Source organism: Neorhizobium sp. T25_27 (assembly GCF_002968565.1).
Lineage (GTDB): Bacteria > Pseudomonadota > Alphaproteobacteria > Rhizobiales > Rhizobiaceae > Neorhizobium > Neorhizobium tomejilense.
Window position 1 is genome coordinate 436,460 of record NZ_PVBJ01000002.1, and the last position, 15,626, is coordinate 452,085.

18 protein-coding genes are annotated in these 15,626 nt (G+C 60.1%); 9 read left to right on the forward strand and 9 right to left on the reverse strand.

Going from position 1 to position 15,626, the window contains the following annotated elements:
• Window positions 1-2: 2 nt before the first annotated feature.
• A complete protein-coding gene (ubiE, locus tag C5J24_RS08965; protein WP_046667391.1) occupies window positions 3-779 on the reverse strand; it encodes a bifunctional demethylmenaquinone methyltransferase/2-methoxy-6-polyprenyl-1,4-benzoquinol methylase UbiE in 777 nt (258 codons plus the stop codon).
• Window positions 780-930: 151 nt separating this feature from the next.
• Between ubiE and mutM the strand changes: the two genes are divergently transcribed.
• The 6 genes from mutM to C5J24_RS08995 all read left to right on the forward strand — a co-directional run bounded on the left by mutM (window position 931) and on the right by C5J24_RS08995 (window position 6,742).
• Window positions 931-1,809: a bifunctional DNA-formamidopyrimidine glycosylase/DNA-(apurinic or apyrimidinic site) lyase gene (gene mutM, locus C5J24_RS08970; RefSeq protein ID WP_046667392.1), complete on the forward strand. Its 879-nt coding sequence runs from the start codon at window positions 931-933 to the stop codon at window positions 1,807-1,809.
• Window positions 1,810-1,863: 54 nt separating this feature from the next.
• The gene (locus tag C5J24_RS08975) at window positions 1,864-2,637 is read left to right on the forward strand and encodes an enoyl-CoA hydratase (RefSeq protein WP_105417321.1); all 774 of its coding nucleotides are present in this window, start codon (window positions 1,864-1,866) and stop codon (window positions 2,635-2,637) included.
• Between the two features lie 190 nt (window positions 2,638-2,827).
• The gene (rpsT, locus tag C5J24_RS08980; RefSeq protein ID WP_038594489.1) at window positions 2,828-3,094 is read left to right on the forward strand and encodes a 30S ribosomal protein S20; all 267 of its coding nucleotides are present in this window, start codon (window positions 2,828-2,830) and stop codon (window positions 3,092-3,094) included.
• A gap of 856 nt (window positions 3,095-3,950) precedes the next feature.
• On the forward strand, window positions 3,951-5,516 hold the full coding sequence (gene dnaA / locus C5J24_RS08985; RefSeq protein ID WP_105404222.1) for a chromosomal replication initiator protein DnaA: 1,566 nt from the start codon (window positions 3,951-3,953) through the stop codon (window positions 5,514-5,516).
• Between the two features lie 5 nt (window positions 5,517-5,521).
• Window positions 5,522-6,139: a LysE family translocator gene (locus C5J24_RS08990; protein ID WP_105417323.1), complete on the forward strand. Its 618-nt coding sequence runs from the start codon at window positions 5,522-5,524 to the stop codon at window positions 6,137-6,139.
• A 9-nt stretch (window positions 6,140-6,148) separates the two neighbouring features.
• Window positions 6,149-6,742 (forward strand): bifunctional 2-polyprenyl-6-hydroxyphenol methylase/3-demethylubiquinol 3-O-methyltransferase UbiG, encoded by a 594-nt coding sequence (locus tag C5J24_RS08995; protein WP_105417325.1) that lies wholly within the window; start codon window positions 6,149-6,151, stop codon window positions 6,740-6,742.
• 10 nt (window positions 6,743-6,752) lie between these two features.
• On the opposite strand, the gene hemW is transcribed toward C5J24_RS08995, so the two are convergent.
• Genes hemW through rph form a run of 4 tightly spaced genes read right to left on the reverse strand, consistent with a single transcriptional unit; the run spans window position 6,753 to window position 9,752 of the window.
• Window positions 6,753-7,946: a radical SAM family heme chaperone HemW gene (hemW, locus tag C5J24_RS09000; RefSeq protein ID WP_105417327.1), complete on the reverse strand. Its 1,194-nt coding sequence runs from the start codon at window positions 7,944-7,946 to the stop codon at window positions 6,753-6,755.
• Window positions 7,947-7,952: 6 nt separating this feature from the next.
• Window positions 7,953-8,597, reverse strand: a complete 645-nt coding sequence (rdgB, locus tag C5J24_RS09005; RefSeq protein ID WP_105417329.1) for an RdgB/HAM1 family non-canonical purine NTP pyrophosphatase — start codon at window positions 8,595-8,597, stop codon at window positions 7,953-7,955.
• Window positions 8,598-8,605: 8 nt separating this feature from the next.
• Complete coding sequence (locus C5J24_RS09010; protein WP_105417331.1) at window positions 8,606-9,013, reverse strand: VOC family protein; 408 nt, start codon at window positions 9,011-9,013, stop codon at window positions 8,606-8,608.
• Window positions 9,014-9,035: 22 nt separating this feature from the next.
• Window positions 9,036-9,752, reverse strand: coding sequence for a ribonuclease PH (gene rph / locus C5J24_RS09015; protein ID WP_046603110.1), 717 nt, complete (start codon window positions 9,750-9,752; stop codon window positions 9,036-9,038).
• A 177-nt stretch (window positions 9,753-9,929) separates the two neighbouring features.
• Here rph and hrcA point away from each other — a divergent pair, with 177 nt between their 5' ends.
• Complete coding sequence (gene hrcA / locus C5J24_RS09020) at window positions 9,930-11,009, forward strand: heat-inducible transcriptional repressor HrcA (protein WP_105404216.1); 1,080 nt, start codon at window positions 9,930-9,932, stop codon at window positions 11,007-11,009.
• Between the two features lie 117 nt (window positions 11,010-11,126).
• Complete coding sequence (gene grpE, locus C5J24_RS09025) at window positions 11,127-11,768, forward strand: nucleotide exchange factor GrpE (RefSeq protein WP_037079486.1); 642 nt, start codon at window positions 11,127-11,129, stop codon at window positions 11,766-11,768.
• Between the two features lie 54 nt (window positions 11,769-11,822).
• Here grpE and C5J24_RS09030 read toward each other — a convergent pair whose 3' ends face one another.
• Complete coding sequence (locus C5J24_RS09030; protein WP_105404215.1) at window positions 11,823-12,185, reverse strand: VOC family protein; 363 nt, start codon at window positions 12,183-12,185, stop codon at window positions 11,823-11,825.
• Between the two features lie 87 nt (window positions 12,186-12,272).
• Here C5J24_RS09030 and C5J24_RS09035 point away from each other — a divergent pair, with 87 nt between their 5' ends.
• The gene (locus C5J24_RS09035) at window positions 12,273-12,596 is read left to right on the forward strand and encodes a helix-turn-helix transcriptional regulator (protein WP_105404214.1); all 324 of its coding nucleotides are present in this window, start codon (window positions 12,273-12,275) and stop codon (window positions 12,594-12,596) included.
• Between the two features lie 73 nt (window positions 12,597-12,669).
• Here the strand turns inward: C5J24_RS09035 and ptsN are convergent, their stop codons facing one another.
• The 3 genes from ptsN to rpoN all read right to left on the reverse strand — a co-directional run bounded on the left by ptsN (window position 12,670) and on the right by rpoN (window position 15,591).
• Window positions 12,670-13,134, reverse strand: coding sequence for a PTS IIA-like nitrogen regulatory protein PtsN (gene ptsN, locus C5J24_RS09040; RefSeq protein ID WP_105404213.1), 465 nt, complete (start codon window positions 13,132-13,134; stop codon window positions 12,670-12,672).
• 76 nt (window positions 13,135-13,210) lie between these two features.
• The gene (gene hpf / locus C5J24_RS09045) at window positions 13,211-13,786 is read right to left on the reverse strand and encodes a ribosome hibernation-promoting factor, HPF/YfiA family (protein ID WP_105404212.1); all 576 of its coding nucleotides are present in this window, start codon (window positions 13,784-13,786) and stop codon (window positions 13,211-13,213) included.
• Window positions 13,787-14,034: 248 nt separating this feature from the next.
• Complete coding sequence (gene rpoN / locus C5J24_RS09050) at window positions 14,035-15,591, reverse strand: RNA polymerase factor sigma-54 (protein WP_105404211.1); 1,557 nt, start codon at window positions 15,589-15,591, stop codon at window positions 14,035-14,037.
• Window positions 15,592-15,626 lie beyond the last annotated feature (35 nt).

Sequence of the window (15,626 nt, forward strand, 5' to 3'; positions counted from 1 at the left end):
GTTCAGAGCTTCCAGCCGGAATGCAGCGCCGCGATGCCGCCGGTATAATTGGTGTAGGTGACGCGCGAAAAACCCGCATTGCGAATCATCGCCGCGAAATTCTCCTGGTTCGGGAATTTTCGGATCGATTCCACCAGATATTGATAGGGCTCGGCCTCGCCGGTGATCATCTTTCCGAAGCGCGGGATCGCCTTGAACGACCATTCTTCGTAGAAGCGCTCGAGAAGCGGCATCTCGACTTCGGAAAATTCCAGTACCAGCAGCCGTCCGCCGCGCTTCAGCACCCGATAGGCCTCCTTCAGCGCCACGTCGATATGCGGCACGTTGCGGATGCCGAAGGCGATCGTATAGGCGTCGAAGGAATTCGCTTCGAAGGGCAGCGACTCGGCATTGGCCTCGACGAAGGCGAGGTTTTCGGAAAGCCGTTTCTTCTCGGCGCGCTCGGCCCCGACACCCAGCATCGAGCCGTTGATGTCAAGCACGGTCACATGCGCCTTACGGTCGGAAGCCTCGACGATGCGGAAAGCGATATCGCCCGTACCACCGGCCACGTCCAAGGTTTTGTAGCCGACGTCCTTTCTCGGATTAAGCGAGGCGATCAGCGCATCCTTCCAGACACGATGCATGCCGGCCGACATCACGTCGTTCATCACGTCGTAGCGTTTGGCGACCTTGTGGAAGACGTCGTTGACGAGGCCCTGTTTCTCGCCATCCGCGACCTTGCGGAAGCCATAGGACGTTTCCATCCCGCCGTCGGCGCTGGTACGGGCTTCAGTCATCGGTGAACTCCTAACGTCTCTCTTCTGGTCGGCGACCATAGCGAAATCGCTCATCGCACGCTATCTGTGGCGCGTGTCTTTACATGGGTGCGACATCCGGTCCGGTCTATAGACCAGGCGCGATGTCGTTGAAACAGGAAGTTAGTCGATCATGCCCGAATTGCCAGAGGTGGAAACCGTCCGGCGCGGTCTCGCCCCGGCAATGGAAGGTGCGGTGATCGCCAGGCTGGAACTCAATCGCCCGGACTTGCGCTTTCCGCTCCCGGAGAATTTCGCCGATACCGTCAACGAACGCCGTATCGTCTCACTCGGCAGGCGCGCCAAATACCTGCTGATCGACCTGGAGGATGATCTCACCGTAATCAGTCATCTCGGCATGTCGGGATCGTTTCGGATCGAGAACGAAGCGGTCGGCGAGTTCCACCATCCGCGCTCGAAGGATCAGAAACACGACCATGTCGTCTTCCATCTGAGACAGAAGGAAGACCTGCTGCGCGTCATCTATAACGACCCGCGCCGCTTCGGCTTCATGCAGCTCTGGAAGCGCAGCGAGCTCGATCTTTATCCGGCCTTTGCCGAGCTCGGGCCGGAGCCGACCGGCAACGCGCTCGATGCGGACTATCTGGCCGCGAGGTTGGCGGGCAAGAGCCAGCCGCTCAAGGGCGCGCTCCTCGACCAGACTGTGATAGCGGGTCTCGGCAATATCTATGTCTGCGAGGCGCTGTGGCGCTCGCATCTTTCGCCGAAACGCGCAGCCGGCAGTGTCGTGACCAAGACCGGCAGGCCGAACAAGGAACTGGTCCTCCTCAACCAGTCGATCCGCGATGTTATTGCCGATGCGATCGCCGCCGGAGGCTCTTCGCTGAGAGATCATATCCAGACGGATGGCTCGCTTGGCTATTTCCAGCATTCCTTCTCCGTCTACGACAGGGAAGGCGGCGCTTGCCGCACGCTGGGCTGCAACGGTACCGTCGCGCGCATCACCCAGGCGGGCCGCTCTACATTCTATTGCCCCGTCTGCCAGAAATAACCGCTGCCAGAATTAACGGCTGTCAGAAGCAGAAGAGCCAAGAGGAGACATTCGATGAGCTACGAAACCCTGCTGACCGAAACCCGGGGCGCCGTCGCGCTCATCACCCTCAATCGTCCGAAGGCGCTGAACGCGCTGAACTCGACAGTCATGGCCGAATTGACCGAAGCGCTTTCCGCCTTCGGCAAGGACGAGGCGATCGGTGCGATCGTGCTCACTGGCTCGGAAAAGGCCTTTGCCGCCGGCGCCGATATCAAGGAAATGCAGGAGATCGATTTCGTCGAGGCCTATGTCAACGACTTCATCTCCGGCTGGGAGGCGATTGCCACGACCCGCAAGCCGATGATCGCCGCCGTCTCCGGTTTCGCGCTCGGCGGCGGCTGCGAGCTTGCCATGATGTGCGATTTCATCATCGCCTCCGAAACCGCGAAATTCGGCCAGCCGGAGATCACACTCGGCGTCATTCCCGGCATGGGCGGTTCGCAGCGGCTGACCCGGGCCGTCGGCAAGGCGAAGGCGATGGACATGGTGATGACCGGCCGGATGATGGATGTCGCGGAAGCCGAGCGGGCAGGGCTGGTGTCGCGGATCGTTTCGCCGGAGCGGCTGATCGACGAGGCGGTCGAGGCGGCAGCGAAGATCGCCTCTTTCCCGCGCGCCGCGGTGCTGATGGCCAAGGAGGCAGTCAGCCGTTCCTTCGAGACGACGCTTGCCGAAGGGCTGCGCTTCGAACGGCGGCTTTTCCATTCGCTGTTTGCGACCGCCGACCAGAAGGAAGGCATGGCCGCCTTCGTGGAAAAGCGCAAGCCGCAGTTCTCCAACCGGTAAATCGCGCAAAAGCGGATGGTCATCCGCCAAATGCGCGTTGACTGGGGCAGGTATTCCGGTTATATGCCCGCCCACAGTTGGGAAAGCCTGATCATGGCTTCCTCTATTGCTCCCGAATTGCTGGATTGATGGTCGCAAGGACCGGCGCGGCAACGGCGGAGTTTGGTTCGAATTCGTAGAGAGGCATGAAATGGCCAATACAACTTCGGCGAAAAAAGCGACCCGCAAGATCGCTCGCCGTACCGCAGTCAACAAGTCCCGCCGCTCGCGCGTTCGCGGCTTCATCCGCAAGGTCGAGGAAGCCATCGCTTCCGGCGACATGACCGTTGCTGCAGAAGCCCTCAAGGCTGCCCAGCCGGAAATCCAGCGCGCTGCTACCAAGGGCGTGCTTCACAGCAACACGGCATCCCGCAAGGTGTCCCGTCTTGCTGCACGTGTGAAGGCCCTTTCGGCCTGATCATTTCACAAACTGTATCATAATGAAGCCTGGTCCTCTTGACCGGGCTTTTTGTGATTCTCTCAGGTCTCCTTATATTTATCCGGCTCATTAACAATTTCGTGTCATCGGCGTGACAGAAAATAGTTATTTTAATCAGTGGGTTACTGGAGGTCTATGAGTCTGTGGGTGACTTTGGCGATGGCTAAAAGCCCCCAGATGGAGTCAAGCAGATTTTTATTTTTTCTGTGAACGATCGTTCAGAATGTATGTCATTTTTGAATCCCATTGATTCAACAGCGATTCTCCATGAATGCCTCTGTGACATTCAAATCACGCTCGCGGAGTCAACGCCCGCCTCTTAATTTTGCGTAAAATTCATCATTGATCTTGGCATTTGATCCTGCCTAAATGCCTTCAGCAAGGGGCGCGGGGATTACTTCAGAGGGCTGCCGAGTACCGTCACATGTTGGACGGCAGGTAGACTTTTACCCTTTGCAACGGGATAAATTCTCCCGTTTTCCTGATAACCATCGGTTGCGATCCGGAAATTGGCATTTCCGGAAACGATCGGTTTTTGTCAACGCGATCCGGTCCCAGTGTCCGGATGAAGGAGGTGGAAGAGGTTCGGACGGCTCACGATGAGGATGAGGGCGTTCGTATATGTGGGGTGGCTCCCGCAAGCGCAGACCGTTCACGAGGCGGGCTGGGCGTGACTTTCGATCGGCTGCGAGGACGAGAGAAGGTTTTGAAACAAAGGGGACGGGCGGCGACGGTTCTCAATGATTGGGAATGGTTTGCTATGCCTTGAAACGAAGTTTGTTCTGGCGGCGGTAACGAGAACCGCCAGGCTACGAGATTTGGAAGGCGGCGAATTATGCATATGAATACTATATCAGCCCGTGCAGGTAATGGGGATCACGCGCGGCAGGCATTTGATTCAAGTTGCTCCCAGGCGGCAGGGGAAACGACAGAAATGAAGCATAATGCTCTTTTTGAGCGGTTTAGTGCGCGTTTGAAAGCACAGGTCGGTCAGGATGTTTATGCAAGCTGGTTCGGGCGTTTGAAGCTGCATTCCGTCTCAAAGAGCGTTGTTCGGCTCACGGTACCCACCACTTTTCTGAAATCCTGGATCAACAATCGTTACCTCGATCTGATCACCACCATATTCCAGGCGGAAGACGCCGAGATCCTGAAGGTGGAAATCCTGGTGCGCAGCGCAAGTCGCAGCATCAAGGCGCCCGTGGCAGGTGAAGAGCGCAGTCTGGCTCCGGAACCTGCTGTTGTTGCCTCGTTTCCGCGTTCTCAGGGCCCCCGCGAGATTGGCAAGATCGCCACTTTCCCGTCGCCGTCCGCTGCGCCGACGCGTTCTACCCAGGCTCCTGGACCGCTGTTCGGCTCACCGCTCGACAGCCGCTTTACCTTCGACACTTTCGTGGAAGGCCCGTCGAACCGAGTAGCGCTTGCTGCCGCCAAGACCATCGCTGAAGCCGGCGCCAGTGCGGTCCGTTTCAATCCGCTCTTCATTCATTCGGGCGTCGGTCTCGGCAAGACGCACCTTCTGCAGGCGATCGCCAATGCAGCCGTCGGCAGCGAGCGCATGCCGCGGGTCGTTTATCTGACGGCGGAATATTTCATGTGGCGCTTTGCGACCGCGATCCGCGATAACGACGCGTTGACGCTGAAGGACTCACTGCGCAATATCGATCTGCTGATCATCGACGACATGCAGTTCCTGCAGGGCAAGATGATCCAGAACGAGTTCTGCCATCTCCTGAACATGCTGCTCGACAGCGCCAAGCAGGTGGTGGTTGCCGCCGACCGTGCGCCCTGGGAGCTGGAATCGCTCGATCCGCGCGTCCGCTCACGTCTGCAGGGCGGTGTGGCGATCGAAGTCGAAGCGCCGGATTACGAAATGCGTCTCGAAATGATCAAGGGCCGCCTGGCGACTGCCCGCCAGGACGATCCGTCGCTGGATATCCCGGCGGAAATCCTCAGCCACGTGGCGAGAAATGTCACTGCCAGCGGTCGCGAACTGGAAGGCGCGTTCAATCAGCTCCTGTTCCGCCGTTCCTTCGAGCCCTCCCTTTCGATCGAGCGTGTCGATGAACTGCTCGCCCATTTGGTGGGTGCCGGCGAGGCCAAGCGCGTCCGCATCGAGGACATCCAGCGCATCGTCGCCCGCCATTATAATGTGTCGCGCCAGGAACTGGTCTCGAACCGCCGCACCCGCGTCATCGTCAAGCCGCGCCAGATCGCCATGTATCTGTCGAAGACGCTGACGCCGCGCTCCTTCCCCGAGATCGGCCGTCGTTTCGGCGGCAGGGACCACACGACCGTCCTGCATGCCGTCCGCAAGATCGAGGAGCTGATTTCGGGTGACACGAAGCTCAGCCACGAGGTAGAACTGCTGAAACGGCTGATCAACGAGAACAACGCTTAAAATCCATGTTTCTGCTTTCTGTTGCAATGATCTGGGCCGTGGCGTGTATAACGCCAGGGCCCAACACGCTTCTGGTCATGCGTTATGCGCTGACCGCGCCGCGTCGCGTGCCGATTCTCGCGGCAATGGGGACCATTACAGGCACGTTCTGCTGGGGTCTTGCCGGGTGGCTGGGGATCAATGTCCTCTTCCAGGCGGCACCTTTCGCCTATGTGGCGTTGAAGATCGTCGGCGGACTTTATCTTGTCTGGCTCGGATTGAAGATATTCCTGGATGCGCGAAAGTCGCGCCAGTCGGCTGATATAGCGGCGGCGCGTATCGACGTGCCGCTCAAGACCGCCTATCGCATGGGCCTGGTAACCAATCTTGCCAATCCGAAATCGGCGCTGTTCGTTGCCAGCCTTTTTGCCGCGACCATGCCGGTCGGAACGCCCTTCCTCTATGGCCTGGCGGCGATCGCGGTCATGGTCGCCGTCTCGACGGTCTATTATACCTTCCTGGTCGCGCTGATCACCCACCGAACCGTGGCCGCAGCCTATCTGAAGGCAAAGAAGAAGATCGATCTGGGCGTCGGCATGGTTTTTGTCGGCTTTGGCACCAAGCTGCTGATGTCGCAGCGCTGAGGATCACGAATGGCCATGGAAAAAGATCCGACAGCCAGCTTCTACGGCGAAAACGCGGTGACCTACGCGGCGCATTCCGCACCGAGCACGCACCGCCTCGATAGCTTCCTGCCAAAACTTGCGCCTGGTGCTGCCATCCTCGAACTCGGCTGCGGCAGCGGGCGGGACAGCGCGGTCATGATCGCGCGGGGTTTCGACGTCACGCCCACGGATGGCACGCCGGAGATGGCGGAGGAGGCCGCCAGACATCTGGGCAGGCCGGTTGCCGTGCTCCGTTTCGGGGAGATCGACGCGGTCTCGGCGTTTGACGGCATATGGGCCAATGCATGCCTTCTGCATGCGCCGCGGGCAGAGCTCGGTCGTATTCTCGGCCGCATCCACAAGGCCTTGCGCCCGGGCGGCGTCTTCTACGCGAGCTTCAAGGCTGGCGAAGCCGAAGGTTATGATGGCCTCGGACGTTATTATAACTATCCGTCCAAGGCTTGGCTAAGCGCGGCCTACGGGGCTTTCGCCTGGACGTCTGTCGATATCGATGAGGTGCACGGCAGCGGTTACGACAAAAAGCCGACCGACTGGCTGCATGTTCTGGCGGTAAAAGCCTAAAGGCCGGATTTCAGCAAGCCAGATCCGCAACCACCGCGTCGAGGATCAGCATGCCGGACGGCGTGCAGCGCAGCCGCGAATTGCCGATCCGCTCGATAAAGCCGTGTTCCAGCAGCCGCTCCTCGCGGATCGGGTCCGGGTCCCGGCCGGAAAGCTGCTGCCAGCGGGCGAGATCGACGCCTTCCCGCAGGCGCAGGCCCATCAGCAGCAATTCGTCAGCCTGTTCCTCGAAGCCGAGGATTTCTTCGTCCAGCATGCCGTGCCCGACACGCTCCACCTGTTCCAGCCAGGTTTCAGGACGCCGTTCGGTTGAGGTGGCGATCTTGTTTCTGCCGCGCGTCAGGCGCCCGTGGGCGCCGGGTCCGATGCCGGCATACTCGCCATAGCGCCAATAGGTCAGGTTGTGGCGGCTTTCAGCACCGGGGCGGGCGTGGTTGGAAACCTCGTAGGCGGGCATGCCGAACCCCTCGGTAATCTGTTGGGTCGCCTCGTAGAGGGCAGCCGACTGGTCGTCATCCGGCACGATCAGCTTGCCGGCCTTGTGCAGGCCATAGAAGGGCGTGCCTTCCTCGATGGTGAGCTGGTAGAGCGACAGATGGTCGACGGCGTAGGAAACCGCTTCCTTCAGCTCCGCTTCCCAAGCCTCGACCGTCTGTTTCGGTCGTGCATAGATGAGGTCGAACGACATGCGCGGAAAGATTTCCCGCGCCAGCCTGATCGCCTTCAGGGCATCGGCAACGTCATGCAGCCGACCGAGGAACTTGAGGTCCGGATCGTTGAGTGCCTGCACGCCGAGCGAGACGCGGTTGACGCCGGCAGCGCGATAGCCGCGGAAACGGGTCGCTTCGACGCTGGAGGGATTGGCCTCCATGGTGATCTCGATACCGTCAGGAACATGCCAGTGCTTGGCGATGCCGTCTAGGATCGCCGAGACCGTGGCAGGATCCATCAGCGAGGGCGTGCCGCCGCCGAGGAAAATGCTGGTGACGGTTTTCGGCCCGCTCATGCCTCGCATCACCTCCATTTCCTTCAGGAAGGCGGCGGTGAAGCGCGGCTGATCCACCGGTTGGTGGCGCACATGGCTGTTGAAGTCGCAATAGGGGCACTTGGCCGCGCAGAACGGCCAATGCACATAGACGCCGAAGCCCGGTTCGCCGGTATCGGGCAGAAGGGTATCGGGAAGGAGAGGGGCGACTGAATTCAAAGCGCCTCAAGCCTCCAGGCAGGTTTCGACGAAACGCTTGAAGGCCCGCGCGCGGTGCGAAAGCGCTTCCGGCTCGCCGGGTTTCCAGCCATGTTTCTGATCACTGCTCATTTCACCGAAGGTAATATCATAGCCCTGCGGTTGGAAGACCGGGTCATAACCAAAACCCTGGGTGCCGCGCGGCGGCCACGCCACGGTGCCTTCCACCTCGCCACGGAACATTTCCGTGTGTCCATCCGGCCAGGCGAGACAAAGCACGCTTACAAAGCGGCAACCACGCTGCTCCGGCTTGGTCGCACCGCGCTCCTCCAGCGCCTTCTCGACCTTTTCCATCGCCATCTGAAAGTCGCGGCTGCCATCCTCACGCTCCGCCCAGTTGGCGGTATAGACGCCTGGTGCGCCGTCGAGCGCGTCGATGACGATGCCGGAATCATCCGACAACGCCGGCAGTCCGGAGGCTTTGGCCGAGGCGAGCGCCTTGATCGCGGCATTTTCCTCGAATGTCGTGCCCGTTTCGTCGGGCTCTTCGAATTTCAGCTCGGCGGCGGATTTCGCGGAAAAGCCGAAGGGACCGATCAGCTCTGCAATCTCGCGGATTTTTCCGGCATTGTGGCTGGCGACGACGATCGTTTTCGTATCGAGCTTGCGCATTACAATTCCTATTCGATATTCCAGAGCCTCGGCTCTGCGCATTCCAGGCTGTTGCCGGCCGGATCGCGGAAATAGATTGAGCGGGCACCGTTCGGCCAGCGGAAATCGCTTTCGATGGCAATGCCTGCCTTGTTGAGCTTTTCCTTGAGCAAGTCAATCGCTTCGCTCGTCATGCGAAAGCAGATATGCCCGGGTCCCGCCGCACCGTGGGGCGGAACCGGCAACGCACCGGCCGGTGGTGGCTTGATCGTCTCAGCCGGATTGAAGATCAGCAGGATGCCCGGCCCGCAACGGAAGAACACATGCCTGTTGCCGGCACGCAGAACCTTTTCAAGCCCGAGAATGCCGCCGTAGAAGGTCTCGGCGGCATCGAGATCGTCAGCATAAAGTGCAGTTTCGAGAATGCCTTCGATCAAACAGCACCTCTTTCAGCGAATGTCAGGCAATCGCCTGCTTCTGCATCGCCACCAGTTCCTGCGTGCCGTCCTGGGCCAGTGCCAAGAGCTTCAGGAATTCCTCCTGGCTGAAAGGCTTGCCTTCGGCCGTGCCCTGCACCTCGACAATGCCGCCGGTGCCGGTCATCACGAAATTGGCGTCCGTTTCGGCAGCCGAATCCTCGATATAGTCGAGGTCGATAACCGGCTGGCCGGCAAAGATGCCGCAGGAGATCGCCGCGACGTGATCCTTCAAGACCTTGTCGACCTTGGTCATCGAGCGGGCTTCCATCCACTTCAGGCAGTCGTAGAGCGCAATCCAGCCACCGGTGATCGAAGCCGTGCGCGTGCCGCCATCGGCCTGGATGACGTCGCAGTCGATGGTGATCTGCTTTTCGCCGAGTGCTTCGAGATCTATGACGGCGCGTAAGGACCGGCCGATCAGGCGCTGGATTTCCTGGGTGCGGCCGCCCTGCTTTCCGGCAGCGGCTTCGCGCTTCATGCGGTCGCCTGTGGCGCGCGGCAGCATGCCGTATTCGGCGGTGACCCAGCCCTTGCCGCTGTTGCGCAGCCACGGCGGCGTCTTTTCTTCGAGACTCGCGGTGCACAGCACATGCGTGTCGCCGAACTTGACGAGGCAGGAACCTTCGGCATGTTTGGAGAAATTGCGCTCGAACGAGACCTTGCGCATCTGGTTCAACTGTCTGCCTGAAGGCCGCATGCTTCACTCCCTGGATTTCTGTTTCCGCCTTCTACGGCCCCGGCCAGGCTTTTGCAAAGAAAAAGGCCTAAGACGCTCTGCGGGCGATTGATTATGCCCGTGGCGATTTTCCCTTTGGAGAAGGCGCGGCGAATGACTATATTTTGTCGAAAGAACAACGGAACGGTGAAGTTTTAGATGGGATTTTCGGCATCGACGGGTAGGGACAGCGGCTCTGTGCTCGATGACCGTTCGCGCGAAATTTTCCGCCGCATCGTGGAAAGCTATCTGGAGACCGGCGAACCGCTCGGCTCCCGGAATCTTTCCCGCCTGCTGCCCATATCGCTGTCGCCCGCGTCGGTGCGCAATGTGATGAGCGATCTCGAGGAACTCGGGCTCATCTACTCCCCGCATATCAGTGCCGGCCGCCTGCCGACCCAGTCCGGGCTTCGCTTTTTCGTCGATGCTTTCATGCAGGTCGGAGACCTCTCCGCCGAGGAGCGCGCCAATATCGACCGGCAGATCCGGCCTGCGGATCGCGATCAGCCGATGGAAAGCCTGATGGCGGAGGCGAGCCGCATGTTGTCAGGCGTCTCGCGCGGCGCCGGGATCGTCATTACCACCAAGAGCGACCCGGTCCTGAAGCACGTCGAGTTCATCCGCCTTGAGCCGACCAAGGCGCTCGCGGTGCTCGTCGGCGATCATAACCAGGTGGAAAACCGTGTCATCGAACTTCCGGTCGGCGTGACGTCGTCGCAGCTCACCGAGGCGGCCAATTTCCTCAACGCCCACCTCAGCGGCCAGACACTGCCGGAACTGCGCGGCCAGCTGAAGACACTCAAGGATCAGGTGCAGGGCGAGCTCCATGCGCTGTCGCAGGAACTGGTCGAGCGCGGTCTTGCGGTCTGGTCCGGCGACAGCGAGGAAGGCAAGCCGACCCAGCTCATCGTCCGCGGTCGGGCCAATCTGCTCGAAGGCCTAGCGGATGTGGCCGACCTCGATCGCCTGCGGTTGCTTTTCGACGATCTCGAAAAGAAGGACAGCCTGATCGAGATCCTCGATCTCGCCGAGAAGGGACCGGGCGTGCGAATCTTCATCGGCTCGGAAAACAAATTGTTCTCCCTGTCGGGCTCCTCGCTCATCGTGGCGCCCTATCGTGACGGCGAAGACCGGATCGTCGGTGCCGTCGGGGTCATCGGGCCGACGCGGCTCAACTATTCGCGCATCGTGCCGATGGTGGATTACACCGCACAGCTGCTTGCCAGGCTGTCGCGCTGAATTCGCGACCGAGCCGCCCCAACTTTCCCACCAAGCCTTGATTTTTTCACTTTAAACCTCGATATCGGGCACAAATCCAAGCCCGTAAATCCAAGCCAAGAATAACCGGAGACCGTCATGACCGACGAAACCAACAAGAACGGACCTGACGCAACTGCCGCGGAGAACACGGTTGAAGCTGTTGCATCTGCTCTTGAGGACGCGGCCAACCAGAAGAATGCCGAGGCGCCTGCCGCCGAACCGGATCCGCTGGAATTGCTGAAAGCCGAAAATAACGAGCTGCGCGACCGCTTTCTGCGGCTGGCGGCCGAAATGGACAACCTGCGCCGCCGCACCGAACGCGAAATCAAGGACGCTAAGTCCTATGCGGCGGCCGGTTTTGCCCGCGACATGCTCGCCGTTTCGGACAACCTGCGCCGGGCGCTGGATGCCGTGCCGACCGAAATGCGCGCCACGGCAGATGCCTCGCTGACCACGCTCCTGGAGGGCGTCGAGATGACCGAGCGCTCCATGCTATCGGCGCTGGAACGCCACGGCGTGAAGAAGATCGATGCGGAAGGCCAGAAGTTCGATCCGAACTTCCACCAGGCCATGTTCGAGATCCCGAACCCCGCCGTCCCGAACAATACCGTCGTTCAGGTCGTCCAGGCCGGCTTCACGATCGGCGAACGCGTGCTGCGGCCTGCCATGGTCGGTGTTGCAAAGGGCGGCCCGAAGGCGGAAGTCTCCGCGGAAGCCGCCGGCGAAAAGAACGCCTGACCTCTACGATTTGCCAGGCGGCCTCGCGCCGCCCGGCCTGTTTTGTCCGAGCGCCTACCAGGCCTCCGGTTCCCGCACCATGTGAATGATATTGGCGGGGCTGGTGATCCAGCCGCCTTTGAAGCCTTCCGGCAGCGGCTCGATCGCGTCGCAGCGCACGACGCCCGATTTTTCAAGATGCGCTGCCGCATCGTCGAAATCACCCGTAAACAATTCCAGCCATATCTCGGCCTGGCTCATCATCGGCGCCTCGTCGATCCAGAGCTTGTTCGGCCCGAGTTCGAAACCGATGGCGGGTGCCTTGTCGGTGATCTCCTTGAGGCCGATCGTGTCACGGTAGAATGCGATCGTCGCCTGATATTGATGCGACGGGACCTTCATGGCGATGTCGATGCCGCCGTATAGCCTGTCCGTCATGGCTTCTCCTCCTCTTCATCGTGGAAAACCGGAACCGAGATATGCCGGCTCCTTGCTGGCAGGCAAAATATGTTATAAAAATATAACATGTCAAGCGAAGCGGATATCGACGCAGTTTTCAAGGCGCTCGCCCACCCGAGGCGGCGGTTGATCCTCGATGAATTGAAGGGCCGGCCGCAAACCACCGGCAGCATCTGCGAGACCTTTGCCGACATGGATCGCTGCACGATCATGCAGCATCTGAAAGTGCTGGAAGAGGCCGATCTGGTGATTGTCAGGCGCGAGGGCAGGGAGCGCTGGAACTACCTCAATTCCCTGCCCATCAAGTCCATCAACGATCGCTGGATCGGCGATTATGCCGCCCATGCGGTGAGACTTATGGATCGGCTGAAATCCGATCTGGAAGGGTAGCACGCAAACAAAACCGCCCGGCGCTTTGTCAGCGGCCGGGCGGTTCGTTTCGTCCCCACGAATGTGTATGCGGTCAGGCGGCGTGGTTTGCCTGCTCCTCGTTGAGGAAGGCATAGATCGCCGAAGCGGAATCGGTCTTGCGCAGCTTGGCGACAAGGTCCTGGTCGCGCAGGACGCGGGCGATGCGCGACAGCGCCTTCAGGTGGTCGGCGCCGGCGCCTTCGGGTGCGAGCAGCAGGAACACCAGATCGACCGGCTCGTCATCGAGCGCTTCGAAATCGACCGGCGCCTCAAGGCGCACGAAAATACCCTTGATCGACGAGATGCTGTTGAGCTTGCCGTGCGGGATGGCGATGCCGTGGCCGACGCCGGTGGAGCCGAGCCTTTCGCGCTGCAGGATGATGTCGAAGATTTCTCGTTCGCTCACGCCCGTCAGCTTGGAAGCCTTGGCCGCCAGCTCCTGCAATAGCTGCTTTTTGGAATTTACCTTTAGGGCAGGAATAATCGCATCTTGCTGCAGCAAATCTGCCAATGCCATTCTCGTCATCCTTCGTGCCGCAAGAGCTTGTGCCCTAGGCGAAGGGGAGCGCCGTCTCCGACGCTCTCCCCAGGTGTCAGTTCTTGATATTGGTGGAATCGATCCAGCCAATATTGCCGTCATTGCGGCGATACACAATGTTCAGATGTTCCTTGCCGGGGCTGCGGAACAGAAGAACAGGTTCGTCTGTCATATCAAGTGCCATGACGGCGCTTGCGACCGTCATCGTCTTCAACTGCTTCGAACTTTCCGCGACAATAGTCGGCGCGAAATCCTCGGGCACTTCCTCCCCTTCATCCGGTACGCTGTCCATAACAGTGTAGGCAACTTCCGCAAAACCATTCACATGGTTGCCGGCATGATGATCCTTGAGCCGCCGCTTGTAGCGGCGCAGACGTTTTTCGATCCGCTGCGCTGCGGCGTCGAAACTGATCTGCGGATCATTCGCCTCGCCGGCCGCATGCAGGACGATCCCGGTATCGAGATGCACCTTGCAGTCGGCAGAAAAGCGCGAACCAGCCTTTTCCACGATGACTTGGCCTGAATAGCCTCCGTCGAAGTATTTTGTAACCGCTTCTCCGATTTGGTCCTCGATCCTTTGACGGAACGAATCGCCAATTTCCATATGCTTACCGGATACACGCACACTCATGGAGTTCTTCCTTCTTGTCGTGACTTGCGTGTTCCAGTCTACGCCAAGCCGTCCCCTCATCCAAGCCGTTCACACGCCACCGCGCTAAATTGCTGCAATCGGTGCCTGTCTGGATGATGGGATAGGTTTCGTGCCATGTCCCGTGCAGTTGCGGCGGGCTTCTAGCGCCCGATGTTTTAAATGTCAACGGCGGCCGGTCTCGGGATTTCTACGTAGGCCTGTGGAAAACCGCCTGTTTCGGCCGCATTTCAGTATGCCGCGACCCCGGCGATCGCACGCTTTTCACGGCGGCGCTGAACGGAGGAGGGGATGTTCATCGCCTCGCGGTATTTGGCGACGGTCCGGCGCGCAAGTTCGACGCCGCCGCGTTTCAGGCTGATTACGATATCGTCGTCCGAAAGCACCGCCTCCGGCGTCTCCTGGGCGATGAGCAGGCGAATCCGGTGGCGCACGGCCTCGGCCGAATGGCTGTCGCCGCCTTCTTCTGCCGAGCCGATCGACACCGTGAAGAAATACTTGAGTTCGAACAGGCCCCGCGGCGTCAGCATGTATTTGTTGGAGGTGACGCGGCTGACCGTTGATTCATGCATCTTGATCGCTTCGGCAACGGTCTTGAGGTTGAGCGGCCGCAGGTGGTCGACGCCGTGCATCAGGAAGGCATCCTGCTGGCGGACGATTTCGGTCGCTACCTTCATGATCGTCTTGGCGCGCTGGTCGAGGCTGCGCGTCAGCCAGTTGGCGTTCTGCATGCAGTCGGAAAGGAAGTTATGGTCGTCGCCGTTTTTCGGGCAGTTCTTCGACACCGTCTGGAAATAGGTGTGGTTCACCAGAACGCGCGGCAGGGTGTCCGGATTGAGTTCCACCATCCAGCCGCCGTCGGGTGACGCCCGCACGACGATATCCGGCGAAATCGTCTCCGACATGCCGCGCTCGAAACCCGCGCCGGGCTTCGGGTTGAGGCCGCGAATTTCCCCCAGCATGTCGATCAGGTCTTCGTCGTCGACACCGCAGATTTTTCGAAGCGAGGCGAAGTCGCGTTTGCCGAGCAGATCCAGATGTCTGATGAGTGCATCCATGGCCGGGTCGAGCCGGTCCTTTTCCCGAAGCTGGATTGCCAGACATTCGCTGAGCGATCGCGCAAAGACGCCCGGCGGATCGAGTGTCTGCAGCGAGTGCAGGATGGCTTCCACATTCTCGGCGCTTCTGCCGAGGCGGGCGGCGATCTCCTCGATGTCGCCCAGCATGTAACCGGCCTCGTCGAGCTGATCGACGAGGTGCTGAGCAATCAGGCGGCTGGCCGCATCGACGATCAGGAAGGGGATCTGCTGGTTCAGGTGGTCGCGCAGCGTCACCTGGCCGGCGACGAAATCATCCAGGTCGTAGTCTTCGCCGGACTCGCCGCCCGGCATGGATTTCCACTGGCTGAGCAGCTCCGGCGCATCGGCGCGCCGCACCGGGCCGTCGTCCGGGAAGACGTTTTCAAAGCCCGTATCGAGCCCTTCGCCGAGCCTCTCGGCGCTGATGGAGGAGGAGCCTTCATACCAGTCGCTGTCGACTTCGGCGGCTGCCGAACTCTCGCGGCCTTCGGTCGGGGCAAAGTCGTCGGCGGGGTCGAAGCCTGTTTCCGCGTCGTTTTCGCTCTCGCTTGACGTAATTTCGAGCAGGGGGTTCTTTTCGACTTCCTGGGCGATGAACTGGTTGAGCTCGAAATGAGTCATCTGCAGCAGCTGGATGGATTGCATCAGCTGCGGCGTCATCACCAGCGATTGGGTTTGGCGTAGGAAAAGATTAGCGGATAAACCCATGGCGGACGCGAAACTCCCCTGCAATCCCCTTGAAC